This window comes from Rhodanobacter sp. TND4EL1 (assembly GCF_054061035.1).
In genome coordinates, this window is the sequence record NZ_JBSSDT010000003.1 from 387,797 (window position 1) to 410,715 (window position 22,919).

The following is a 22,919-nucleotide window of genomic DNA, read 5'->3' on the forward strand; positions in this document are numbered from 1 at the left end:
AGCTGTGCGGCGTGGCGGCGGAAACATGAATGGCAGGCGTCTTGCTTCAAGTTCATCATGAATGACCGATCGAACAAGAACCCGACACCGGACCTTCCCGATGACAACCCGGCGCTGGAGCAGCAGATGGCCGAATGCGGACTGTCCGGCGACGAACGTCATTTTCTGCGTCAGCTGCATGTCGCCGAAAAACAGTTGAATGACGCATTCACCCAGGCCCGCCAGGGCGGCACCCTGAAAGCGACGGTAAGCGAGGTCTATCGGGACATGTACGGCAGCCCGCGCCGCCGCCCGGCCGGAACGCGCTGAGCGACGTCGCTTGCGCCGTTCCGGCCGGGCGGGATCGGCGCCGGGCTATGATCGACCGCCACCGCCCTCAGGAACGCGCATGTCTGTTGTGGCCTCCGACCTCCGTTCGCCCCCGTTTCCGCGCAGCCTGGGGCTGGCCATCCTTGTCGCTGCCTGCGTCGCGATCACCGGCGCGCTGATGGCAGCCGACCATCCGCAGCAGGAATGGCTGTGGCTGCACTGGCTGGGCAAGCCGCTGACGACCGCCATGATCTTCATGTTGGCGTGGCGGGGACGGCCCGCGCAGTCGCCGCGTTACCGCAGCTGGATTCTCGTCGGCATCGCCTGTTCGCTGGTCGGTGACGTCCTGCTCATGTTGCCGGGTGACTTGTTCGTGCCGGGGTTGCTGGCCTTTCTCTGCGGCCATCTGTGCTTCACCGCGGCCTTCGTGGGCGACGGTCGTTTTGGCGCGCGTCCCTGGTGGTTGCTGGGCACGCTGGCTTACGGCGCGGTGAATCTTGGTCTGCTCTGGGACTCGATCGCCGTACCGCTTCGCGTGGCGGTGCTTGTCTACGTGGTGGTGCTGGCCAGCATGGGCGGTCAGGCGCTGGCCCGCGCCAGCCGGCTGGCGCAGCGCGGAGACGCACAGGCTGCAGCGGCGCGACTGGCCGCGTACGGGGCGTTGATGTTCATGCTCAGCGACAGCCTGCTCGCCTGGAAGCGGTTCCACGGTCCGATTCCCTGGGCCAGCCTGTGGGTGTTGTCGGCGTACTATCTGGCGTTGTGGTGGATCGCGCGCTCGGTGCAGCGTGTCGACTCTTCGGCAGAACCTGAGGCGGCAACGTGAATACGCAGGAACTCATCATTACGTGGGCCACGCCGGTGTTCTTCCTGTTGATCGGCATCGAATGGCTGGTGGCCCGACTGCGCGGGCGCAAGGCTTACGCCAGCAGCGACGCGATCAACAGCATTGGCCTGGGTGTGATCTCGCAGATCGTCGCGGTGTTCAGCAAGCTGCTGACGATTGGCATCTACGCGTGGTGCGTGCAGCACTTGGCGCTGTTCGCGCTGCCGGCGGACAGCCCGTGGGTGTGGGCCGGTGCGCTGCTTTTCTACGACTTCTGCTACTACTGGCTGCACCGGATGGGGCACGAGGTGACTATCCTCTGGGCCGCTCACGTGGTGCATCACCAGAGCGAGCACTACAACCTTTCCACCGCACTGCGCCAGACCGGCAGCGGCGCATTTCTGGGGTGGCTGTTCTATCTGCCGATGGCCATCGCCGGGGTACCGCTGAAGGTGTTCGTGGTGGTGGCGCTGATCGATCTGCTGTATCAGTTCTGGGTGCATACCGAGCAGATCGACCGGCTGGGATGGTTCGATCGGGTGTTCTGCTCGCCGTCCAACCATCGTGTCCACCACGCGGTCAATGATCGCTATCTGGACCGGAACTACGGCGGCATCCTGATCCTGTGGGATCGCCTGTTCGGCACCTTTGTCGAGGAAGACGACGGCGACCGGCCCGTCTACGGCACTCGCTCGCCGCTGCGCAGCTGGAATCCGTTGTGGGCGAATGCCGAGGTGTACTGGAAAACAGCGCAGGACGCGTGGCATGCGAAGCGTTGGCGCGACAAGCTGCTGGTATGGCTGAAGCCGCCAGGCTGGCGGCCCGCCGATGTGAGCGCGCGCTTCCCCAGGCCCGATTTCGTGATGCCGGTCGAGCGCTTCGATCCACCCTTGTCGTTGCCGGTGAAGGCTTATGTGTTGCTGCAATTCGCCCTGCTGCTGGGCATGGCCACGCAGTTCCTTGGCATGGCCGGAACCGCCAGCCTTTCCGCGCTGCTGTTGTACGCGGCCTACCTGATGGCGAGTCTGTGGGTGCTCGGCGGCCTGATGGAAAGTCGCTCCTGGTCGCCATGGCTCGAGAGCGGTCGCACGATCGGCACCGCGCTGATGCCGATGCTGGCCGGGCGCTGGTTTGGCTACGGCCATCTGGACGGCCATATTGCGCTGGCGTTCGCTGTGATCTTCGGGTCCAGTGCACTATTGTTGCCATGGTTGTACCGTGCCAGCCCGCTTTCGCCGCCGGCCATGGGGGTGCGCGAGTCCGGCTTCAACAGCAGGTGATTCCACCGCTTTGCGGGCGCGGTGATCCGGCAAGGCGGTCGCCGGAAAGGCGGTGGAAGCGGTTCGGCTCGCGCGCTGATCTCGCGATGAAAAGATGGTGATGTTGCACTGCGCTGCAGCGAATGCCGTGCATTGTTATGATCCCTGCTTGTTTCAACGGGGTTATTCAATGGGTTTTTTCAGCAAGCTGGTGCGGCACAAGACGATCGAGCAACTGCAGGGCGAAGCCAGCACGCGTGGCGACTTCCGCCGCGTTCTGGGTTTGTGGCAGCTCACCGCGATCGGTATCGGCGGCATCATCGGGGTCGGCATCTTCGTGCTGGCCGGACAGCAGGCGGCGGCCAATGCCGGGCCTGCGGTAGCAATCAGCTTCCTGATCGCCGGCATCGGCAGCGCCTGCGCGGCACTTTGCTACGCCGAGTTTGCCGGACTGATTCCGGTTACCGGCAGCGCCTATACCTACGGTTACGCGGTACTGGGTGAATTCGCGGCGTGGATCATCGGCTGGGACCTGCTGCTGGAGTACGCGCTGGTGGTCGCGGTGGTGGCGATCGGCTGGTCCGGTTATGTGCAGGTGCTGCTGAACTCCGCGGGCATTCATCTGCCGATGTGGGCGCAGCAAAGCATGAGCGCCCAGACCATGGAGTATTACCTGCAGCAGATCTTCGGCCTGCATGGTTCCGCGCCGATTGCCGGACCCAGCGACGGTCATCGCTTCAACGTGATCGCCGCCGCCGTCTCGGTCGGTGTGGCGGTGCTGCTGACCGTGCGCACCGAGTGGGGTGCGCGCTTCAACACCCTGGTGGTCGCGATCAAGGTGATTGGCGTGTTGCTGGTGGTGGGCGTGGGCGTGTTCTTCATCGATACCGCCAACTGGCATCCGTTCGTGCCGGCGCGGGTGGTCGATGCCACCACCGGGCTGGGTCATTTCGGCTGGCAGGGCGTGCTGACCGGCGCCAGCGTGGTGTTCTTTGCGGTGTTTGGCTATGACACTCTCACCACGGCGGCCGAGGAGTCGAAGCATCCGCAGCGTGACTTGCCACGTGCAGTCTTGCTGTCGCTGGTGATCGCGATGGTGCTGTACATCGCCGTGTCGCTGGTGCTGACCGGCATCGTGCCGTACAACACGCTCAGCGGCGAGGCATCGGTGTCCGATGCGTTCGAATCGATCGGTCTGCACTGGATCAGCATCATCATCGCCATCGCGGCGGTGGTCGGCGTCACCAGCGTGCTGTTCGCTTTCATGCTGGGCGCGGCGCGAATCTGGTTCGCCCTGGCCCGCGATGGCCTGCTGCCCGCGTGGTTCGCCAAGGTCAGTCCGCGCTTTGGTACGCCGGCCCGTCCGACCATGATCATCGGCGTGTTCACCGCGCTGGTCGCCGGCCTGCTGCCGATCGGCGAGGTGGCCGAGCTGGTCAACATCGGCACGCTCAGCGCCTTCATCATCATCTGCGCGTCGATCATGCTGTTGCGGGTGCGGCGCCCGGATCTGCAGCGGAATTTCCGCACACCGGCGGTGTGGTTCACCGCCCCGCTGGGCATCCTGTTTTCCATGGCACTGATTTACGGCCTGCCGTGGATCACGTACGAGCGCTTCCTGATCTGGATGGCGATCGGTTGCGTGATCTATTTCGCATACGGCATCCGCCGCAGCAAGATGGCACTGGAAAGTTGATCAACGCCGCCCGATCGTCGTGATGATGATCGGGCGGGTGTTCAGTCGACCACGCTGGCCACCCGGTCGCGGCCAGCGCGCTTGGCCTGGCGCATGGCCCGGTCGGCGCGCACCAGCAAGGTTTCGATGGCTTCGTCGGTGGGCTTGCATTCCACCACTCCGATGCTGACGCTCATTTGGCCGTCCGGGCGCTGGATGGCGTGAATCGCCAGTCGCAGCTGTTCCGCCCGCTGCGTGGCCTGCGCCAGATCCATGCCGGGCAACAGCATGGCGAACTCTTCACCACCTATGCGCCCGATCAGGTCGTCCTGACGCATCTGCCGGCGCATGGTGCCGGCCATGGCAACCAGCGCCGCATCGCCGGCGGCGTGGCCGAAATCGTCGTTCAACGGCTTGAAGTGATCGGCATCCATGTACAGCACGCACGCCGGCATCCCGCGGTGCCGGATGTCGGTCAGCGCCAGCCGCGCAAGCTGAAGGAAGCGGTTGCGCAGCAGCAGACCGGTCAGGCCATCGGTATTGGCCTGCTCGCGCAGGCGACGCTCCAGACGGAATTGTTCGAACAGGGTGCGTGCCATGAAAGCCCGCAACACCGTGGCCAGCACGATCGCCACCGCCATGTAGATCAGGTACTGGACTATCTGTCCGTCGTCGTTGTTGCCGCTCAGCAGCATCGGCAAGGGTCCCAGTGCGCAAACGATCATCCCGGCGATGAAGTCCCAGCGACCCAGCCAGATCACCGACGAAACGACCGGCAGCAACAGCCCGGGCAAGACCACCGATGGCTGATGCGGATTCCCGGCGGTGTTGAGGTTGATGCCAACCTCCAGCAAGGTGACGAACACCAGGGTCAGCACGCTGAGCAAGCCTGGCGTGCTGACCCGGCGTGTCCACAAGGCGACCAGCAGCAGGGGTACCAACGGAATGGCTCGCCACCACGGCGACAGCATCGGCTGGCGCAGCGCGGTGCTTGCCAGTACGGCGAGCAGATACACGAGCGTGGCGACCAGCATCAGGGCATGGATCATCGGCCCCATCTGCAGCGCAAGATATTTTCGGTAATCGTGTTGCTGGGAAATATCGGTGCTGTGTGAGAACGGGTTGAGCAGGGGTTGCATGTCGGTCCTGACAAGTGGCGCCATGGAACATCGGTTCAAAGTGAGCAAGATGGGTGCCATGACATCCATGAGTGGTCGAATCGCCGTCGCCTGCACCAACGGTCATGACCTTCGGCAGGGGTGAAGCTGGCCTTGCCCGGTCTAGCATCGACGCACTGGACTCCTGTCATGACAACTTCCTGTCGCAGGGATTCCCGGGCCCTGTCTGGCCCGAGCCGCGTCATACCGTTATTTGCGGCAGTCGCACAGCGTTCGCCAGGCTCCCTTATTTCCCCCACCGGAGAACGCATTGAAAGCTTCACGTATCGCCTCAGCCATTGCCGCCGCCAGCCTCGGGCTGCTCAGTTTCACCGCCATCGCGGATGTCCCGGTACCGCAAGATGTGCCCTTTCAGGGCACCTTGAAGGTCAATGTGGACGCCACCGATCTGGCGCACCGGATCTTCCGCGTGCACGAGGTGATTCCCGCCCAGCCCGGCCCGCTGACCCTGCTGTATCCCCAGTGGTTGCCCGGCAATCATTCGCCCAGCGGCCCGATCGACAAGCTTGCCGGGCTGGTGGTGACGGCCAACGGCAAGACCCTGACGTGGAAGCGTGACCCGCTGAATGTGTACGCCTTCCATGTCGACGTGCCCGCGGGTGCCAGCAGTGTCGAGGTGGCATTCCAGTTCCTGTCGCCGCAGAGCACCCGCGAGGGTCGCGTGGTGATGACGCCGGAGATGCTGAACCTGCAGTGGAATGCCAACACCGTGTATCCGGCGGGCTATTTCTCCAAGCGGATCATGACCGAAACCAGCGTGACATTCCCCGCCGGGTGGCAGTTCGGCACGGCGCTGGAAGTGGCTTCGCGCGATGGCAACACCGTGCACTTCAAGCCGATCACGTACAACGACCTGGTCGATTCGCCGATCTACGCCGGCAAATACTTCAAGCGCATCGATCTGGATCCCGGCGCCAAGGCCCCGGTGCATCTGAATATCGTGGCGGATGCGGCGAAGTATCTCGAAGTCACCCCGGAACAGATCAAGCTGCATCGAAACCTGGTGCAGCAGATGTACAAGATGTACGGCGCGCACCACTACAACCACTACGACTTCCTGCTCTCGCTCAGCGACAAGATGAGCGGCAACGGTCTGGAGCATCACCGTTCCAGCGAGAATGGCGTGGGCACCGGCTACTTCACCGAGTGGGACAAGGGCGCGCTGGGCCGTGATTTGCTGGCGCACGAATTCAACCACTCGTGGGACGGCAAGTACCGTCGCGGCGCCGACCTCACCACGCCGAACTTCAACGTGCCGATGCAGGATTCGCTGCTCTGGGTGTACGAAGGCCAGACTCAGTTCTGGGGCCATGTGATGGCCACCCGCTCGGGCTTGTGGAACGAGGAACAGGCGCGCGACATGCTGGCCTACGTCGCCGCCACCTACGACAAGGGGCGTCCGGGCCTGGCCAGCTGGCGCAACGTGCAGGACACCACCAACGATCCGATCATCGCCCAGCGCGCTCCGCTGCCGTACCGCAACTACCAGGGCAGCGAGGACTACTACTCGGCTGGCCAGATGATCTGGCTGGACGTGGATGCCAAGCTGCGTGACCTCAGCAAGGGCAAGCATTCGATCGACGATTTCGGCAAGGCGTTCTTCGGCATGGACAACGGCGAGTGGGCCGTCAACACCTACACCTTCGAGGATGTGGTGAAGACACTCAACGAGATCCAGCCGTTCGACTGGGCCGGCTACCTGCGCACCCGCCTGGATGGCCACGGCCCGCTGATCGGCGGCATCGAGGGACATGGCTGGAAGCTGACCTACACCGACAAGCCCTCCGCCGCGGTGAAGGCGATCGAGGCGCGCCGCCATTCCGCTGACCTGATGTATTCGCTGGGCCTGTCGGTCGGCAAGGACGGCAGCGTCGGCGACGTGCTGTGGGACAGCCCGGCGTTCAAGGCCGGCATCTCCCCGGGCATGACCGTGGTCGCGGTGAGTGGTCATGACTACAACGCCGACGCGCTGAAGGATGCCGTCACGGCCTCGGCCAAGGACAAGAGTCTGCCGGTCGAGTTGCTGGTGAAGAACTTTGACGAGTACCAGACCATCCGCGTCGACTACCACGATGGGCTGAAGTACCCGCACCTGGTGCGCGACAGCAGCAAGCCGGACACCCTGGGAGCCTTGCTCAAGGCGCGTTGACGCGCCATCTCCCTGCGCTCGCTTCCGCCCGAACGGACGCGAGCGCAGGGGGAGTCCGGTGGCGAGATCGCGGTGTTCGCCCGGATGTCCCCCGTCGCGCATGTCCACGCATGCCCGCCCGAGGGCAACTCGGCTATACTGCGCTCCCCGCGGTGCCGGCCCCCGGCCACAGACCCGCGCGGCCATACATGCGCCCGTAGCTCAGCTGGATAGAGTACTGCCCTCCGAAGGCAGGGGTCACAGGTTCGAATCCTGTCGGGCGCACCATTTCTGTCGATTTTTCACGTCGCTGGCCGCTCGCGGCGATGCTGTCGTGGGTGCCGTCTGGCGCCTGTCCCCAGGGACGGCGACTCCCTGGCCAACGGTCATTGCAATCCGTGCTGGCGCTGGGGAAGATCAGGCGGAGGGATCGCGGTTCATCCAATCAACGCCAGGAGGTCGAGGTGACGGCAGCAAGTGCAGGCGGCGACATTCGCGAGGTGGAGGGTGAGCAGCAAACCACCGGCCTGCTGATCTACCGGGCAAGCCGGCTGGAGAAGCTGCTCGATCCGCTGATGTCATTGCTGGCCGTGACGCAGCCGGACCACGTGCTGGCGCCGCAGACCATCATCGCCGCGCATCCGGGCATGAAGCAGTGGCTGAATGGTGCGCTGGCGCGCGCGTACGGCGCCGGCGGCATTGCCGCGAATCTCGACATCCTGCTGCCGAGCGCCTGGATCGACCGGCTGGCGCAGGAACAGTTGGGGCGGCGCGCGGTGTCGTTGCCGCGCTATCAGCGACAGCATCTGCGCTGGAGCATTCATGAGGTGCTGCGCGGTGACGTCGCGGCGCTGGGCATCACCGATGCGCGCATCGCCAGCTATCTGCAGGCCGACGGCACGCAGGTCGGCGGTGCTGCGGACCAGGCGCGCCGACGCTTCCAACTGGCCGACCGACTGGCCCGCATCTATTCGCAGTACCTGGTGTATCGCCCGGATTGGCTGCGCGGCTGGGAGCAGGGCCACTTCCACCTGGTCACCGGGCATGCCGCGGAGCCGTTGCTGGCGTCCACCGAACAGCGCCTGCTGGCACCGTTGTGGCGGCATCTGCATGAGCAGCTGGGGCCACACCGCGGCGACGTGGTGGGTGACCTGATTGCCCACCTCGAGCGCGGCACACCCGGCGGCGAGGCGCTGCATGTGTTCGGCGTCAGTCATCTGGCACCGTCCGAGCTGGCGGTCTTGCGCGCGGTGGCGCGCCATCGTCTGGTCGCCTTGTATGTGCCCGATCCCTGTCGCGAATACTGGGGTGGGCTGGGTCGCACGCTGCCGGCGCTGCGTCTGCAGAGTGCGCAAGAACAGGCGCGGCTGGATGCGGCTCAAGGCAATGACTACTGGGCGGACCAGGCGCATCCGTTGCTCGCCAGCTGGGGGCGCATGGGGCAGCACTTCATCATGGAGCTGGCCGCCGGCGAAGGCGATGTGCTGTCCGACGTGCGCCACCGTGAAGACGAGCAGGTTGTCCACGGCAGGGACCGCCTGCAGCGCGTGCAGCAAAGCATTCGCGCACTCGATCCGGCCATGATGAACGTCGAGCTGGCCACCCCCGTCGATGCACGCGCGCGCGCCGATGCCTCGCTGCGCGTGCACAGCTGCCACACCCGCCTGCGCGAGCTGGAGGTATTGCGTGACCAGCTGCTGGACGCGCTGGCCGCCGGCGACGCGGATGGCCAGCCGCTGCGGCCCGCCGACATCGTGGTGATGGCGCCGGACATCCAGAGCTACGTGCCGCTGATTCCCGCGGTGTTCGGCGTGGCCGGCCATGCCGGCGGGTTGCTGCCATACCAGCTGGCTGACGTGGCGGTGTCGCGCAGTCATTCCCTGTTCGGCGCGTTCCGGCAACTGCTCGACGTGCCCGGCACGCGGGTCACCGCGCCGGAAGTGGTCGACCTGCTGGCCGTGCCGGAGATCTCGCGCCGGCTCGGACTGGATGCCGGCGCCGTCAGCGAACTGGGCGAATGGCTGAAGTCCAGCCGGGTGGCGTGGGCGCTCGATCCGGCGTTTCGTGCGCGCTTCGGCGTGCCGCCGATCGCCGAACATACCTTTGGTTGGGCCATGGATCGGATGCTGGCCGGCTACCTGATGGCCGACGCGGCCGATGCCGAGCGCCAGCCGTCGGTACAGCTTGCCGATGGCACCGAGCTGGCCCCGCTCACCGGCATCCACGGGCCGGCGGCGGGCTACCTCGGCGCCCTCGATCACTTGCTGCAGGAAATCCAGACGCTGTGCGACCTGGCCGGTGAAACCCGGCTGGCCAGCGACTGGGCGGCGGAACTGGAACGCCGCTTCGAGGCGCTGTTTCGCGTCGATCCGATGGATCGCGCGGCGCGCGATGCAAAGGCACTGGTACTCGGTTTCATTCGCAGCCTGGCCAGCGAGCCGGCCGGTGCGGGCGTCGATCCGCTGCTGCATTTCAGCGTGGTACGTGACCTGCTGGTCGATCGCCTGTCTGCCGTTCCCGAGCACCAGCGCTTCCTGATGGGCGGCGTCACCTTCTGCGGCATGGTTCCGCAACGCGCGATTCCGTTCAAGGTGGTGGCCGTGCTGGGACTCAACGATGGCGACTTCCCACGCTCGGGCAGCGATGCCGGGCTGGACCTGATGGCGCGCTATCGCCGCATGGGCGATCGCGACGTGCGCAGCGACGACCGCTACCTGTTTCTGGAAACCCTGATGTCCGCGCGGCAGCGCCTGCACCTGAGCTATATCGGCGAAGGGGTGAAGGACGGCAAGCCGCGCAATCCCGCACCGCCGCTGGCCGAACTGCTCGCCGTGCTGGATGCTGCGGCGGGACTGCGGCCCGATGATGACAAGAGTGAGCGGCCGTGGCTGGTGCGCCACCCGCTGCAGCCGTTCGATGCGCGCTATTTCGATGCCGCGGATGCGCGGCTGTTCTCCTACAACGCGCTGTTTGCCGGCATGCACGGTCGTGGCGACCGGGCCGATGTCGCGCCGTTTCTCGACCACGGCAGTGCGCCCGCGCTCGAGATCGGCCCGACGATCGCCTTGCGCGAACTCCATGCCTACTACCGCGATCCGGCGAAGCAACTGCTCGCCCATCGCATGCAGGTCAGCCTCGATGCGCTGGAGGATGACCGCCTGCCGCAAGACGAGCCGATCGAGGCACGCTTCTCCGCGCTCGACACGGTGGCGAAAAAATTGTTCTTCAACGATGCCTTGCCGGGCTGGCCGAACGGCGACTGGCCGCCGGCGCAGGCACCGGATTGGCTGCGCCTCGGCGGGGCGATGCCGCCAGGACGCGCGGGCGAGCAGGCGTGGCGGCAGGAAAGCGCCGTGGTCGGCTTGATGCTGCAGCAAGTGGCGCACCTGCCCGGTTTCGCACACGGCGCACCAGCCGGTGGCCCGGTGGAGATGGATGTCTCGATCGGCACGCATCGCGTGATCGGCCAGGTGGCGCACGTCCATGCCACGCAGGTTGATGGCGCCGAACATTGGCAGCTGCTGCGCGTGTTTTCCGGAAAAGGCGGCAAGTTGAAGAAGGAACCGGAGCTGGGCTTCAAGGAACGCGTACCGATGTTTCTCGACTGGGCCCTGTTGCGGCTGCACAGCGCCGGCGCGGGCAAGAATATCCCCGCAGTGCGGTTGTGCCCCTTGCTCGACGGCAACGAGCACCGCTGGCAGGAAGGCATCAATGGCTGGGACGAACGTTTCCTGCGCGCGGATGACGCGCAGCGGGCAGGGATGCGGGAAGAGCTTGAGCGACGCCTGCGGCAATTGATTGACTGGTGGGTCGAGGCGCAGGCGGCGCCGCGCTGGTACTTTCCCAAGTCGGCCTGGGCGGCGATCGCCGACCGCGTCTACGCCACCGCGCAAGGCGCTTCGTCGTCCGCCGTGGAGGCGACCGACAAGCCGTCCCGACTCAGCATCGGCGCAAGCTGGATCGCCGGCCATGGTGGCGTGGGCGAGCGCGACTATGCGCCGGGCTACAGCCATCTGCTGGCCGGTGAGGTGGACTTCGCCGATGGCAGCGCCGAACTGCAATCGCTGGCGGACTTTGCGATGGCGCTGCATCGCTGCATCAGCTTCGATGTCGTTGGCGAGGTGACGGCATGAGCGCTTCGCAGGAGATGACGGCGGCACCGATCGACTGGCGCGGCCTTCCGCTTGACGACGGCGGTCGCTGCCTGATCGAGGCCAGCGCCGGCACTGGCAAGACCTGGACCATCGCCGTGTTGTATCTGCGCCTGCTGCTGGAACGGCAACTGTCGCCACGACAGGTGGTGGTGACCACCTTCACCGACGCGGCCGCGCAGGAGCTGCGCGAACGACTGCGCGGAAAGCTGCTGTGGGCGGTGTTGCGCGCCACGGAAGAAGGCGATCTTGCTGGCGAGGGCAGCGACGGGGACTGGCTGAATGCACGGTGGCAGGCCGACGGTGAGGCGCGAATTCGCGACTTGCTGCGCCTGCGACTGGCGCTGGCCGAGATGGACGTGGCGCCGATCAGTACCCTGCACAGCCTGTGCCGCCGTGTGCTTGCCGATCACCCGTTCGCCTGCGGCGTGCCGTTCCTGATGGGCGACATGGTGGCCAGCGAGCTGCTGCTGGACGAGGTGGCCGGAGATCTGTGGCGGCGATTGCAGCAGGGCGGTACTGAAGACGAGCTGGTGATGCTGGCTGGGCAGACGGGTGAAGAACTGATCCTGCCGAAGCTGACAAGTCGCCTGAAGACCACGCTGGCGCCTGGCGTGACCGTGAAGGTCAAATCGCAGGCCGAGCTGGACGCCGTGCTGGACGCGACCTGGGCACCGCGCCTGCGTGACATCGCGGACAACGGCGGGCATTTCCGGAAGGGCTCGTTGCTGCCGACGTATTGGCGTGAACTGGCGGAATTCATCGACGATCATTCGCGGATGCCAGGCCCCAAAGCCTGTGCCGGTCTGAAAGCGGCGACGGCGCTGACCGGCGTACTCAAGGACAGCAAGGACAATGAAGAGCTGCTGGCCGCAGCCGTGTTCTCGGAACGGTGCGCGGAAGTCTTCGACAACCTGCGCTTGCGCTTCTGGCACGACCTCACCGAGCTGGCCCGAGCACACATGCAGGCGCGGCTTGCCGTGCGCCACCAGATGACTTTCGACAGCCTGATCCAGTCGGTCAGCAGCGCCCTGACGCGGGAATCGACGGGTGGCGGCGATCGTCCGCTGGCCGATGCGCTGTTCAAGGCGTGGCCGGTGGCGCTGGTCGACGAATTCCAGGATACCGACGGCCAGCAATACGGCATCCTCGATGCGATCTATCGCGATGCCGATCGACGTTTTCGTGGCCGGCTGGTGATGATCGGCGACCCCAAGCAGGCGATCTACCGTTTCCGTGGCGGCGACATCCATGCCTACCAGCGTGCGGCCGACACCGCGGATGCGCATGGCCGTCTGACGCTGGATACCAACCACCGCTCCAGTGCCGAGCTGGTCGCCGCATTCAACCAGTTTTATGCGGTGGGCGGCCAGACCCTGGACGCGGATGGCAGCAGCGGCATTCGCTACGAGAAGGTGCGCTCCACCGATCGGCGCGCCGGCAAGCCGTATACCGTCGATGGCGAGATTTTCCGCACGCCCCTGGTGATTCACTACCTGGCTGATCCGCCACCATCGCAGCCACAGCGCCGTGCCGTCGCGTTGCAGGCATGCGCGAACCAGATCGCCGCCCTGCTGCAATCGGGCACGCAGCGGATTGGCGGCGAACGGGTACAGCCTTCGGACATTGCCGTGCTGCTGCCTGCGGGTAGCGACATCGTCCACTTGCGCGATGCCTTGCGCGAGCGCGGCGTGCCGTGTGTCACCTCCTCGCGAAGCAGCGTGTTCGATACCGATATCGCGCGCGAACTGCAGATCATGCTGTACGCGATGGCCTGTCACACCGATCTCGGCGCGCTGCGCGCGGCGGCGGCCACTCGACTGTGGGGGGCGAGTTTCAGCGAACTTCAGCGCTGGGGCGACGATGTGGCGCAATGGCAGCCGGTGGCAGACACCTTTCGTGCCTGGAGCCAGCAATGGACCGAGCGCGGGATCCTGCACGTCGTCGGCCAACTGATCGAGCGATTGGCCTCGCGTTATCTGGAAACCATGGCTGGCGAGCGCGTGCTCACCGACCTGCGCCATCTGGGCGAGCTGTTGCAGGCGCAGAGCGAAACCTTGAGCGGCACGGAGCAGTTGCTGGCCTGGTTCAAGCAATGCCGTGACGACGGCGCGGCCAGCGACAACGATGCGGCCGACGCAGCGCAGCTGCGCATCGAATCGGACAGCGCCCGCGTGCGGCTGATGACACTGCATGCCAGCAAGGGCCTGGAGTTCCCGATCGTGTTCCTGCCGTTGATGTGGAATCACGGCGAACGCGCCGGTGACGGCCTGGCCGTGGTCAGCGATGCGCGGACCGGGAAGCGCACGGTGGAATTTTCCGCCGCGGCCAGGGCACGCGAGGCGCAGGACCTGCAGGATGAGCGGTTTCGCGTGTTGTACGTCGCGCTCACCCGCGCCATTTACGCCTGCCATCTTTTTGCCTTGCCGCCGGATCGCGCTGCCAGCGCCCGCAGCGAGGCAGCGGCCAGTGGCACGCGCCGCAGCGCGCTGGACGTGATGCTGGAGCGGATCGAGCCGGCCCGGTCGTCGCCCGAACTCGGCAAGCACACCCCGAATATCCAGTGGCTCGATGGCTGGCTTCCCACGGGGCGGCAGGTTTTCACCAGCGCCGCCGCAAGCGATGCCGAACGCCGGGCGCGTTCGTTGCCGCCGCCGCGCTCCGGCCCGCCGGAGGCGAAGCACAGTTTCACCACGCTGACCCACGGCGATCATCGCGAGGCGATCAATCCGGGCGCTTCCGCCGGCGACGAGGACGAAGCCGGTCTGGCCGGGCTTGTTGCCGAGGATGAGCCGGCTGTTGTCGACGGCATCGCGCCAGCGCGCATGCGTCCACCGGCCCGCATTGCGATGGAGCCGCATCCGGACCTGTTGGCGCTGGCAGCAGTGCGTGGCACCGACTTCGGCAATGCAGTGCATGCTGTCTTCGAGCATCGCGACGTTGGCGTACCGATGTCGGCGCAGCGCGAGTTGATCGAGCAATGCCTGCGCGATGCCGGCGTGCGGCGCAGGGACATCGAACAATCGCAACTGGTCGATCTGCTGGTCGCGCGCATCCAGGGCGCGTTGGAGGCGCCGCTGGGTCTGGAGGCGTACCCCGCGTTGCGTCTGGCGGATCTGGCCGCCGTCGATTTGCGCGCCGAGATGGGCTTTTATTTTTCGCTCGATCGCGTGTCGATGCCACGCCTGCGCGCCGTCTGCGCCGCCCACGGTGAGCCCGATCTGGTACCGGCGAGTCAGCGCCTTTTGAGTGGCCTGATGAACGGCAAGATCGACCTCATCTTCCACCACGACGGCCGCTTTCACGTGCTCGACTACAAGGGCAATTATCTCGGCGACACGCTGGCCGACTACCAGGGCAACGCCCTGCTGTCGCAGATGGATGCCAGCCATTACCGGTTCCAGGCCCTGCTGTACACAGTGGCGGTGGATCGCTACCTGCATCAACGCCTCGGTGCGGGCTATCAACGGGACCGGCAGCTGGGCGCGTGCATCTATCTGTTCATTCGCGCGGCGGGTCTTGGTCCCGATGTCGGCATCTGGCGCCATCGCTTCCCCGGCGACCTGCTCGACGCGGTTGGCAGCGTGTTTGCCTCTGGCCTGACCACGACGGAGGCCGCATGAGCACTTCGCCCGGCACGTATCACTTCCGCCGCCTCGCCGCAGAAGCCGCGCCGCCGGAGGCGTGGCGGCTGCTCGACGCCACGGTGGCGCGCTGGGTGCTGGCGCACGGTGGCTCGGCCTTGCTGGCGCAGGTGGCTGGCTGGGCCAGTCATGCGGAAGGCCAGGGCGACAGCGCGTTGTTGCTGAGCGGTGAGGCGGCCGCCCGTCATGGCATGCCAGCGTGGTCTGCACAGCAGCTTGCCGTCGTGCAGGCCGAGCCGATGGTGGCGCTGGCGGGCGACACGGACCACGGCGGCACGCCGTTCGTGCTCGATCCGCCGCACTTCTACCTGCGCCGCAACTACCTGCATGAAACGGCGGTGGCGCGCCATGTGCGCTGGCGACGTGCCACGCCGTTGCCGGCGGGCAGTGCGACCACCGCAGAGATTGACGCGTTGTTCCATGGCGATGCCGGCGCGCAGGTGCAACCACAGCGGCAGGCCGTTGCCCAGGTCATCGGCAAGCGCTTGTTCGTGCTTACCGGCGGCCCGGGCACCGGCAAGACCACCACCGTGCTGCGCATGTTGATGATGCTGATCAGGGACCGTGCCGCGCGCGGGCAGAACGCACCGACCATCCGTATCAGTGCACCCACCGGCAAGGCGGCGCAGCGCCTTTCCGAGTCGTTGCGTGACGGTGCCGGGCGGATGCGCGACCGCGAGCGGGCGCAGGACGAGGTCGACTGGCGGCCCCATCTGGAAGGCGCGCTGGATGCCCAGGCCAGCACCCTGCATCGGCTGCTGGGCAGTCGCGGTCGCCATGGCGGTTTCGTGCATCACGCGGACAACCCGGTCCCGGCCGACATCGTGATCGTCGACGAAGCCTCGATGGTCGACCTGGCCATGCTGCGCAACCTGCTCGACGCGCTGCGCGAGGACGCCGCACTGATTCTCGTCGGCGATGCCGACCAGCTCACCTCGGTGGGTACCGGCTCGGTGCTGCTGGATCTGGTCGACACCATGGAGGCCGGACGCGCCGCCGATCTGGTGCGCCTCAGCCACAGCTTTCGTGCCGACCAGTCGCTGGTGCCGATCAACGAAGCGATTCGCCGCGGCGACAACGCGGCGTTCGTCGCCGCATGGGATGCCGCCGGAGCCAGGGCGATACGTCGCGAGGTGGCGACGGCTCAGGATCTGCGTGAGGCGCTGGGCAGCTGGAGCGCCGCGCTGTCGGCAACCCTGCGGGATGCCGGCGCACTGGATGCGGTGGCCAAGACCGACCAGGCGAATGTACTGAGGGCGCTGGACGCGCTGCGGCAACGCCAGCTTCTTTGTGCCTTGCGCGAAGGCGATTTCGGCGCGGAGACGGCCAACGCGAACATCGAGCGAAAGCTGAAGGCGAGAGCGGAGGTGGCCGCCGATGTCGAATGGTATCCGGGCCGCGCCGTGATGATCACCCGCAACGACTACACCGCGGGTCTGTTCAACGGTGACGTGGGCCTGTGTCTGCGCGATGAACGCGGCACGCTCGCCGTGTGGTTCGAGGTCACCGTGCAAGGCCATGCCGCAACGCGCGGCGAGACATTGGCGGCGGGGGCGCCACAGGCTGAGGGGCGCCGTGCGGTGAGCTTCGCTCCCGGCAGTCTGCCTGACCATCAGGGCGCATTCGCAGTGACGGTGCACAAGAGCCAGGGTTCCGAATACGACCACGTGGCCGTGCTGCTGCCACCCGATCCGCAGAACCGCATCCTGTCGCGGCAGTTGCTCTATACCGGCATGTCGCGGGCGAAGCGGATGGTCGAGCTGTGGGCGACCGAGGCCGCCATTGAAGCGGCCATGGCCACGCCGGTACGGCGGGCCAGCGGCTTGGCCGGGCGCATCGCCTGATGCGCCCGGCGTTTGCCGGACACGGGTCAGAACACTCCGAGCAACCAGAGCACCAGCACGATCACGACGATCAGGCCCAATCCGCCGACGGGACGATAGCCCCATGAGCGGCTGTAGCCCCACGTCGGCAGCGCGCCGATCAGCAGCAGAATGAGAACGATGACAACCAGCAGTGACAGGGACATGGGAGGGTCTCGGTGCGTGCGCCCCCAATGGGCGCAATGGCGACCGCGGCGATGCGGTGCGGGCAAACCATCGCAGGAAACCGGTGGATGAACCGTCAAGCGGCGAGGCTGTCTTGATCACGGTCCAATCACGGTGAACTGACGCCGGTTGCATGCGCGCAAGCCCATCCTTCGGGTTCATTCCGCAGGAGAACATTTCATGCCTTCTTCCAAACTCAACGGCCGTACCGTGGCCATTCTCGCCACCGATGGCTTCGAGCAATCCGAACTCACCGAACCCAAGCGTCTGCTTGAGGCAGCAGGTGCACAAACCGTGGTCATCGCGCCCGGCGGCGTGAGCAGCATCACCGGCTGGCACAAGAAGAACTGGGGCGATCCGGTCAAGGTGGATCGCGACCTGAAAGACGCCCGCGCCGCTGACTTCGATGCACTGGTGCTGCCCGGTGGCGTGATGAATCCCGACAAGCTGCGCATGGATGAGCAGGCGTTGAAGCTGGTCAAGGCGTTCGACGATGCAGGCAAACCGGTGGCGGCGATCTGCCATGGGCCGTGGACATTGATCAACGCCGGTCTGGTGCGCGATCGCCAGGTGACCTCGTGGCCATCGTTGCGCAAGGATCTCGAGAACGCTGGCGCCCATTGGCAGGACAGCGAGGTGGTACGCGATGGTCAGCTGATCACCAGTCGCAAGCCCGATGACATCCCGGCGTTCACCGCAGCGCTGATTGACGCGCTGGGCGCCACGATCTAGTCGCCCCGTAGCTTCTCCGGATGATCTGGTTGCGGCGTGGAGATTCATCTACGCTGCAACTCCTTGTTTTCGGAGCCGCCATGTCTTTCCATGCCGCCGTCGAAAGGCCGATCGCCGACACAGTGCTGGTGATCGGGCACCGCGGTGCCAGCGCGCTGCGCCCGGAACACACGCTGGCCTCGTACGCGAGGGCGATTGCCGACGGGGCCGATTTCATCGAGCCGGATCTGGTGATGACCAAGGACAGCGTCCTGCTGTCGCGACACGAAAACGAGATCGGCAGCACCACCGACGTCGCCGACCACGCCGAGTTTTCCGACCGGCGGACGCGCAAGCTGATCGACGGACAAGAGCAGGCGGGCTGGTTCTGCGAGGATTTCACGCTGGCCGAACTGAGCACGTTGCGGGCACGCGAGCGCCTGCCGGAGCTGCGCGGGACGCGGTACGACGGACAGTTTCCGCTGGCCACGCTGGAGCAGATCATCGAGCTGGCGGCAGCGGAATCGAAAACGCGCGGAAGACCGATCGGGATCATCCCGGAGATCAAGCACGGTACTTACTTCCGGCGCATCGGCCTGCCGATGGAAGACGTGCTGCTGGCGGTACTGGATGCCCACGAATATACGCGCAGCGCGCCGATCGAGATCCAGTCATTCGAGGTCGGCAATCTGCAGTATCTGCGTAGCCGGCTTGATGCTGGCGCGCACAGCCACATCCGCCTTTTGCAGCTGCTGGGGGAGCCTGCGGAGCAGCCTTGCGACGTGGCCGAGGCGAATGGTTCGACCACGTACGCCACGATGATGACGCCGGCAGGCCTGCGCGACATCGCCGCCTATGCCGATGCGATCGGGCCAGGCATCCGCTCGATCATTCCCCTGACGTCCGACGGCCTGCCTGGCGAGCCGACCCGACTGGTGCGCGACGCGCATGCGGCCGGCCTGGAAGTCCATCCGTATACCTTTCGTCCCGAAAACCACTTCCTGCCGCGGAACCTCCGGCAAGGCGTCGATCCGCGCGAGCGCAACGAAGCTGGCTCAATCGCCGAAATCCGCTGCTATCTGGCCGCCGGGATCGATGCGTTCTTCACCGATGATCCGGCGCTCGGTCGCAGGGCAGTGGATGGGCCGGAAGCAGCCGGGAGCAACGAGGAATGAGTCGGGCTTTCCGGCTCTTTTTGTCGCGCACGCGCGCGCACGCATTCCGACACGTCAATCCTTGGTGATCTGGAACGGCTGCTTGGCCACCGGCTTGCCATCCAGCGAGATCTCCACCTGGTATTTGCCCGCGGGCCACAGATCCGGGTTCTGCACCTTGAACGTGGTGATTGCCGGTCCGTCGGTGGCGATCGACTGACTGATGCTGCTGACCAGCTGGCCTTCGCCCTCCAGATAGCTCCACTTGGCGTTGAGCGTGGCGCCACCGGTACTGCCCTCGGTGGCGACGCTGGCGTAGATGGTCTTGTTGTTGCTGGCAAAGCTGTCGCTGACCCGGGTCACCTGGTGCTCGGCATTCACGGCGCTGCCGAGGCTGACCTTGGCCACGGTGAATGGCGTGGGTGGCGGCAAGGCCGATGCTGCGCTCGCCAGTCCGGCGCTGCCGGCCACGGCAGGTGCCAGCGCGCTGGTGCCGGGCACGGGGACGGGTGCTTGTGCCACGGGGGCGGTGGACGTCGGCGCAGGGGTGGGAGCGGGCGCCGGAGCGGGTTCGTGCTTGCCACAGGCACTCAGCAGCAGCGCACCGCTGAAGGCGACAGCGCAGAGCGCGCTGGAACGCGCGGGGAAAGTCGGGCAAATTTTCATGGTCGCTCCGGTATCGATCGCATCCTGGCTGCCATCAGGGAGCAGTCAGGACACTGAGGCTAGCGCCGCCGATCTGAAGCGCCGATTACCGGGGACTGCCGCGGCGGCTGAACTTTCACGTGGCGCCGACGTGCGCTGCGAAAGACCTATTGGCGCACCGTGCGCGGATTGTCCGGGGTGGCCGGCGTGCTGCTGCGGAACGGATTGATGTCCAGTCCGCCACGGCGGGTGTAACGCGCGTACACACTGAGCTGCTGCGGGGCGCAACGCTCCATCAGGTCGACGAAGATCCGCTCCACGCACTGCTCATGGAATTCGTTGTGGGTGCGGAACGAGACCAGATAGCGCAGCAGCCCGGCATGATCGATGGGCGCGCCGCGATAGGCGATCTGCACGCTGCCCCAGTCGGGCTGGCCGGTGACCGGGCAGTTCGAGCGCAGCAGGTGCGACACCAGGGTTTCCGCCACCGGCGTGGCCGCGCGATTCGCCAGCAGGAAGTCGGCGTCCGGCGGTCCGTAGTGCTCGATGTCGATGTCCTGATCGTCGAGCAGATGGCCGTCCAGATCGGTGACCGGTAGCGACACGCCATGCGCGGCGTGAAGCTGCACGTTGACCACGGCGCCGGCCGCGGCGGAAAGATCGTGCAGCAAGGTGTCGGTCAGGGTGGCGGCGTCGGCGATGCGCTCCTGCGCGAAACCATTCAGATAGAGCTTGAACGATTTGGACTCGATGATGTGCGGCGACGCGGCCGGCACGTGGAATTCGGCCAGCGCCACCTGCGGCTTGCCGCGCAGGTCCAGCCACGACAATTCATACGCGTTCCAGATGTCCACGCCGTGGAACGGCAGCACCTCACCCACGCCGATCTCGGCGCGCTTCTCCGCGCGAGGAATCGGAAACAGCAGGCGGGGGTCGTAGCGATCGGCGTAGACGGTGTCCTTGCCGAGAGGGGAATGTTCGGGAGTGCTCATGCGGTGCAGTTTAGCTGCTTCCCCACCGGCATCCTTCGTTCCCAGAGGACCCCGCTGGCGGTCGGTGCTTTTGGGGATTGCCACCAAAGCAGAAGCATCGCCCGCCAGCGGGCTCCTGCGCGGCATGCGGAGCGCTTACACGTTCACCATGTGCATCATCGCGTCGGCGTAACGGTTGCCGGCGGCGGCATCGGGCGGGAACACCGCATCGATCGCGGCGAGTTCGGCGCTGCTCAGCTGCACGTCGAGCGCGCCGAGGTTCTCGTCCAGCCGGCTGCGCCTGCGTGTGCCGGGGATGGCCAGCACATCGTCATCCTGCGCCAGCACCCAGGCCAGCGCCAACTGTGCCGGCGAACAGCCCTTGTCGGCGGCCAGCGACTTCACCTGCTCGACCAGCCGCAGGTTGCGGGCGAAGTTGTCGCCGACGAAGCGCGGGCTGGTGCGGCGGTAGTCGTCGGCGTCGAAGTCGTCCGGCGAGCGGATCGCTCCGGTGAGGAAGCCGCGCCCCAGCGGCGAGTAGGCAACCAGGCTGACGCCGAGCTTGCGGCAGGCGGCGAGCATGCCGTTGGTCTGCGGGTCGCGCGTCCACAGCGAGAACTCGCTTTGCAACGCCGCGATCGGGTGCACCTTGCAGGCGCGCTCCAGCGTGGCTCCAGAGGCCTCGCTCAGGCCGAGGTGACGCACTTTGCCGGCGGCGACCAGTTCCGCCATGGCGCCGACGGTTTCCTCGATCGGCACGTTCGGATCGACGCGGTGCTGGTAGTACAGGTCGATGGTGTCGATGCCCAGCCGCTGCAGGCTGGCGTCGCAGGCGGCATGCACGTACTCCGGGCGACCGTTGACGCCGCGCGCCTGCGGGTTGCCCGGGTCGCGCACGATGCCGAACTTGGTGGCGATGAACGCCTGCTCGCGGCGGCCCTTGATCGCCTTGCCCACCAGCACTTCGTTGGTGTGCGGGCCATACATGTCGGCGGTGTCGAGCAGGTTGAGGCCGCGGTCCAGTGCGTGATGGATGGTGGCGATCGATTCGGCGTCGTCGTGGGCGCCGTAGAACGCGCTCATGCCCATGCAGCCGAGGCCGAGGGCGGAGACCCTGGGGCCGAGCTTTCCGTTGGAGGTCCGGCCGAGAGTGCGGGTCTGCATGGTGTCGCTCCGGTGGGTGAAGATGGGTACATGGTGCGCCGTGCCGGCTGCCGGATAAATGGCCAATAATGGCCATCACCATTCAATCAGGAACAACAATCGTCGTGGACCGCCTCGAAGCCATGCGGCTGTATACGCGGATCGTCGAACTGGGCAGCTTCACCGCCGCGGCCGATGACCTGAACCTGCCGCGCGCCACCGTCACTCATGCGATCAAGCGGCTGGAAACACGGCTCGGCGCACAGCTGTTGCAACGAACCACCCGCCGCGTGCGCGCCACCCGCGATGGCGAAACCTATTACGGACATTGCCTGCGCCTGCTGGCCGACATGGACGAAGTCGAGACCGATTTCCGCGAGGCGCTGGTGCAGCCGAAGGGTCGTCTGCGGGTCGACCTGCCGGCGACGCTGGCACGGCTGCTGGTGATTCCCGCGCTGCGCGAGTTTTTCGCGCGCTATCCGCAGATCCAGCTGGACATCGGCACGGGCGACCGCTTCGTCGACCTGGTGCGCGAGGGCGTGGACTGCGTGCTGCGCATCGGCGAGCTGGGCGATTCGGGCATGGTCGGTCGCCGAGTGGGCGTGCTGGAGCAGGTCACCGTGGCCAGTGCCGCCTACGTGCGCCGTCATGGCCTGCCCGATACTCTGGCCGCGCTGCAGGCCGGCCACCTGGCGGTGAACTGGGTGTCACCGACCACCCACCGCGCCGAGCCGATGGAATTCATGGTCGGCCGCAAGCGCCGCGAAGTGACCTTGCCGGGTTGCGTCAGTGTCAGCGGCGTGGATGCCTATCTGGGTTGCTGCGAGGCTGGCCTGGGCATCGCGCAGATGCCCCGCTATCGCATCGGCGATGCGCTGAAGAGCGGCCGCTTGCGTGAAATCCTCACCAACCATCCGCCGCCTTCGCTGCCGATGACCATCCTGTATCCGCAGCAGCGGCAGATGCCGGCGCGCTTGCGGGTGTTCGTCGACTGGTTGGTGGAGTTGACCGCGGCGCCACGCTGAGTTCGGTTCCGCAAGGCGGACACTTTCCGCCGGCTTTTCGATGCGCCATGGC

At 66.1% G+C, this 22,919-nt stretch carries 16 protein-coding genes and 1 tRNA gene; 12 read left to right on the top strand and 5 right to left on the bottom strand.

Annotation, left to right across the window (positions count from 1 at the left end; all coding sequences use genetic code 11):
• Positions 1 to 57 precede the first annotated feature (57 nt).
• From ACVWWQ_RS13450 to ACVWWQ_RS13465, 4 genes are all read left to right on the top strand, one after another.
• Positions 58 to 309 (top strand): hypothetical protein, encoded by a 252-nt coding sequence (locus tag ACVWWQ_RS13450; RefSeq protein ID WP_457383430.1) that lies wholly within the window; start codon positions 58 to 60, stop codon positions 307 to 309.
• A gap of 79 nt (positions 310 to 388) precedes the next feature.
• Positions 389 to 1,135 carry a lysoplasmalogenase gene (locus ACVWWQ_RS13455; RefSeq protein ID WP_133948730.1) on the top strand — a complete coding sequence of 249 codons (747 nt, stop codon included), beginning with the start codon at positions 389 to 391 and terminating at the stop codon, positions 1,133 to 1,135.
• Positions 1,132 to 2,415 (top strand): sterol desaturase family protein, encoded by a 1,284-nt coding sequence (locus tag ACVWWQ_RS13460; protein ID WP_133948728.1) that lies wholly within the window; start codon positions 1,132 to 1,134, stop codon positions 2,413 to 2,415. The genes ACVWWQ_RS13455 and ACVWWQ_RS13460 overlap by 4 nt, the downstream gene beginning before the upstream one ends.
• Before the next feature lie 169 nt (positions 2,416 to 2,584).
• Entirely contained in the window at positions 2,585 to 4,090 is a 1,506-nt protein-coding gene (locus ACVWWQ_RS13465; RefSeq protein ID WP_133948726.1) for an amino acid permease, read from the top strand.
• Positions 4,091 to 4,131: 41 nt separating this feature from the next.
• Here ACVWWQ_RS13465 and ACVWWQ_RS13470 read toward each other — a convergent pair whose 3' ends face one another.
• Complete coding sequence (locus tag ACVWWQ_RS13470; protein ID WP_133948724.1) at positions 4,132 to 5,208, bottom strand: GGDEF domain-containing protein; 1,077 nt, start codon at positions 5,206 to 5,208, stop codon at positions 4,132 to 4,134.
• Positions 5,209 to 5,497: 289 nt separating this feature from the next.
• Between ACVWWQ_RS13470 and ACVWWQ_RS13475 the strand changes: the two genes are divergently transcribed.
• The 5 genes from ACVWWQ_RS13475 (at position 5,498) to recD (ending at position 17,014) form a co-directional block, all read left to right on the top strand.
• Positions 5,498 to 7,396, top strand: a complete 1,899-nt coding sequence (locus tag ACVWWQ_RS13475; protein WP_099653067.1) for a M61 family metallopeptidase — start codon at positions 5,498 to 5,500, stop codon at positions 7,394 to 7,396.
• Between the two features lie 190 nt (positions 7,397 to 7,586).
• Positions 7,587 to 7,663, top strand: a tRNA-Arg gene (locus tag ACVWWQ_RS13480).
• Positions 7,664 to 7,839: 176 nt separating this feature from the next.
• Positions 7,840 to 11,508: an exodeoxyribonuclease V subunit gamma gene (gene recC, locus ACVWWQ_RS13485; RefSeq protein WP_166669713.1), complete on the top strand. Its 3,669-nt coding sequence runs from the start codon at positions 7,840 to 7,842 to the stop codon at positions 11,506 to 11,508.
• Positions 11,505 to 15,149, top strand: a complete 3,645-nt coding sequence (locus ACVWWQ_RS13490; protein WP_133948720.1) for a UvrD-helicase domain-containing protein — start codon at positions 11,505 to 11,507, stop codon at positions 15,147 to 15,149. The genes recC and ACVWWQ_RS13490 overlap by 4 nt, the downstream gene beginning before the upstream one ends.
• Positions 15,146 to 17,014 carry an exodeoxyribonuclease V subunit alpha gene (recD, locus tag ACVWWQ_RS13495; RefSeq protein ID WP_133948718.1) on the top strand — a complete coding sequence of 623 codons (1,869 nt, stop codon included), beginning with the start codon at positions 15,146 to 15,148 and terminating at the stop codon, positions 17,012 to 17,014. The genes ACVWWQ_RS13490 and recD overlap by 4 nt, the downstream gene beginning before the upstream one ends.
• Before the next feature lie 26 nt (positions 17,015 to 17,040).
• Here recD and ACVWWQ_RS13500 read toward each other — a convergent pair whose 3' ends face one another.
• The gene (locus ACVWWQ_RS13500; protein ID WP_099653063.1) at positions 17,041 to 17,199 is read right to left on the bottom strand and encodes a DUF3309 family protein; all 159 of its coding nucleotides are present in this window, start codon (positions 17,197 to 17,199) and stop codon (positions 17,041 to 17,043) included.
• A 199-nt stretch (positions 17,200 to 17,398) separates the two neighbouring features.
• Here ACVWWQ_RS13500 and ACVWWQ_RS13505 point away from each other — a divergent pair, with 199 nt between their 5' ends.
• Together ACVWWQ_RS13505 and ACVWWQ_RS13510 are read left to right on the top strand one after the other, a co-directional pair.
• Positions 17,399 to 17,950 carry a type 1 glutamine amidotransferase domain-containing protein gene (locus tag ACVWWQ_RS13505; protein ID WP_099653062.1) on the top strand — a complete coding sequence of 184 codons (552 nt, stop codon included), beginning with the start codon at positions 17,399 to 17,401 and terminating at the stop codon, positions 17,948 to 17,950.
• Between the two features lie 80 nt (positions 17,951 to 18,030).
• A complete protein-coding gene (locus tag ACVWWQ_RS13510) occupies positions 18,031 to 19,104 on the top strand; it encodes a glycerophosphodiester phosphodiesterase (RefSeq protein ID WP_457383431.1) in 1,074 nt (357 codons plus the stop codon).
• 54 nt (positions 19,105 to 19,158) lie between these two features.
• On the opposite strand, the gene ACVWWQ_RS13515 is transcribed toward ACVWWQ_RS13510, so the two are convergent.
• The 3 genes from ACVWWQ_RS13515 to ACVWWQ_RS13525 form a co-directional block, all read right to left on the bottom strand.
• Positions 19,159 to 19,749, bottom strand: a complete 591-nt coding sequence (locus ACVWWQ_RS13515; RefSeq protein ID WP_133948713.1) for a hypothetical protein — start codon at positions 19,747 to 19,749, stop codon at positions 19,159 to 19,161.
• Positions 19,750 to 19,895: 146 nt separating this feature from the next.
• The gene (gene queF / locus ACVWWQ_RS13520) at positions 19,896 to 20,720 is read right to left on the bottom strand and encodes an NADPH-dependent 7-cyano-7-deazaguanine reductase QueF (protein WP_133948711.1); all 825 of its coding nucleotides are present in this window, start codon (positions 20,718 to 20,720) and stop codon (positions 19,896 to 19,898) included.
• A gap of 135 nt (positions 20,721 to 20,855) precedes the next feature.
• Positions 20,856 to 21,863 (bottom strand): aldo/keto reductase, encoded by a 1,008-nt coding sequence (locus ACVWWQ_RS13525; RefSeq protein ID WP_133948709.1) that lies wholly within the window; start codon positions 21,861 to 21,863, stop codon positions 20,856 to 20,858.
• 104 nt (positions 21,864 to 21,967) lie between these two features.
• Between ACVWWQ_RS13525 and ACVWWQ_RS13530 the strand changes: the two genes are divergently transcribed.
• Positions 21,968 to 22,867, top strand: a complete 900-nt coding sequence (locus ACVWWQ_RS13530; RefSeq protein WP_133948707.1) for a LysR family transcriptional regulator — start codon at positions 21,968 to 21,970, stop codon at positions 22,865 to 22,867.
• The last annotated feature ends 52 nt before the right edge of the window (positions 22,868 to 22,919 follow it).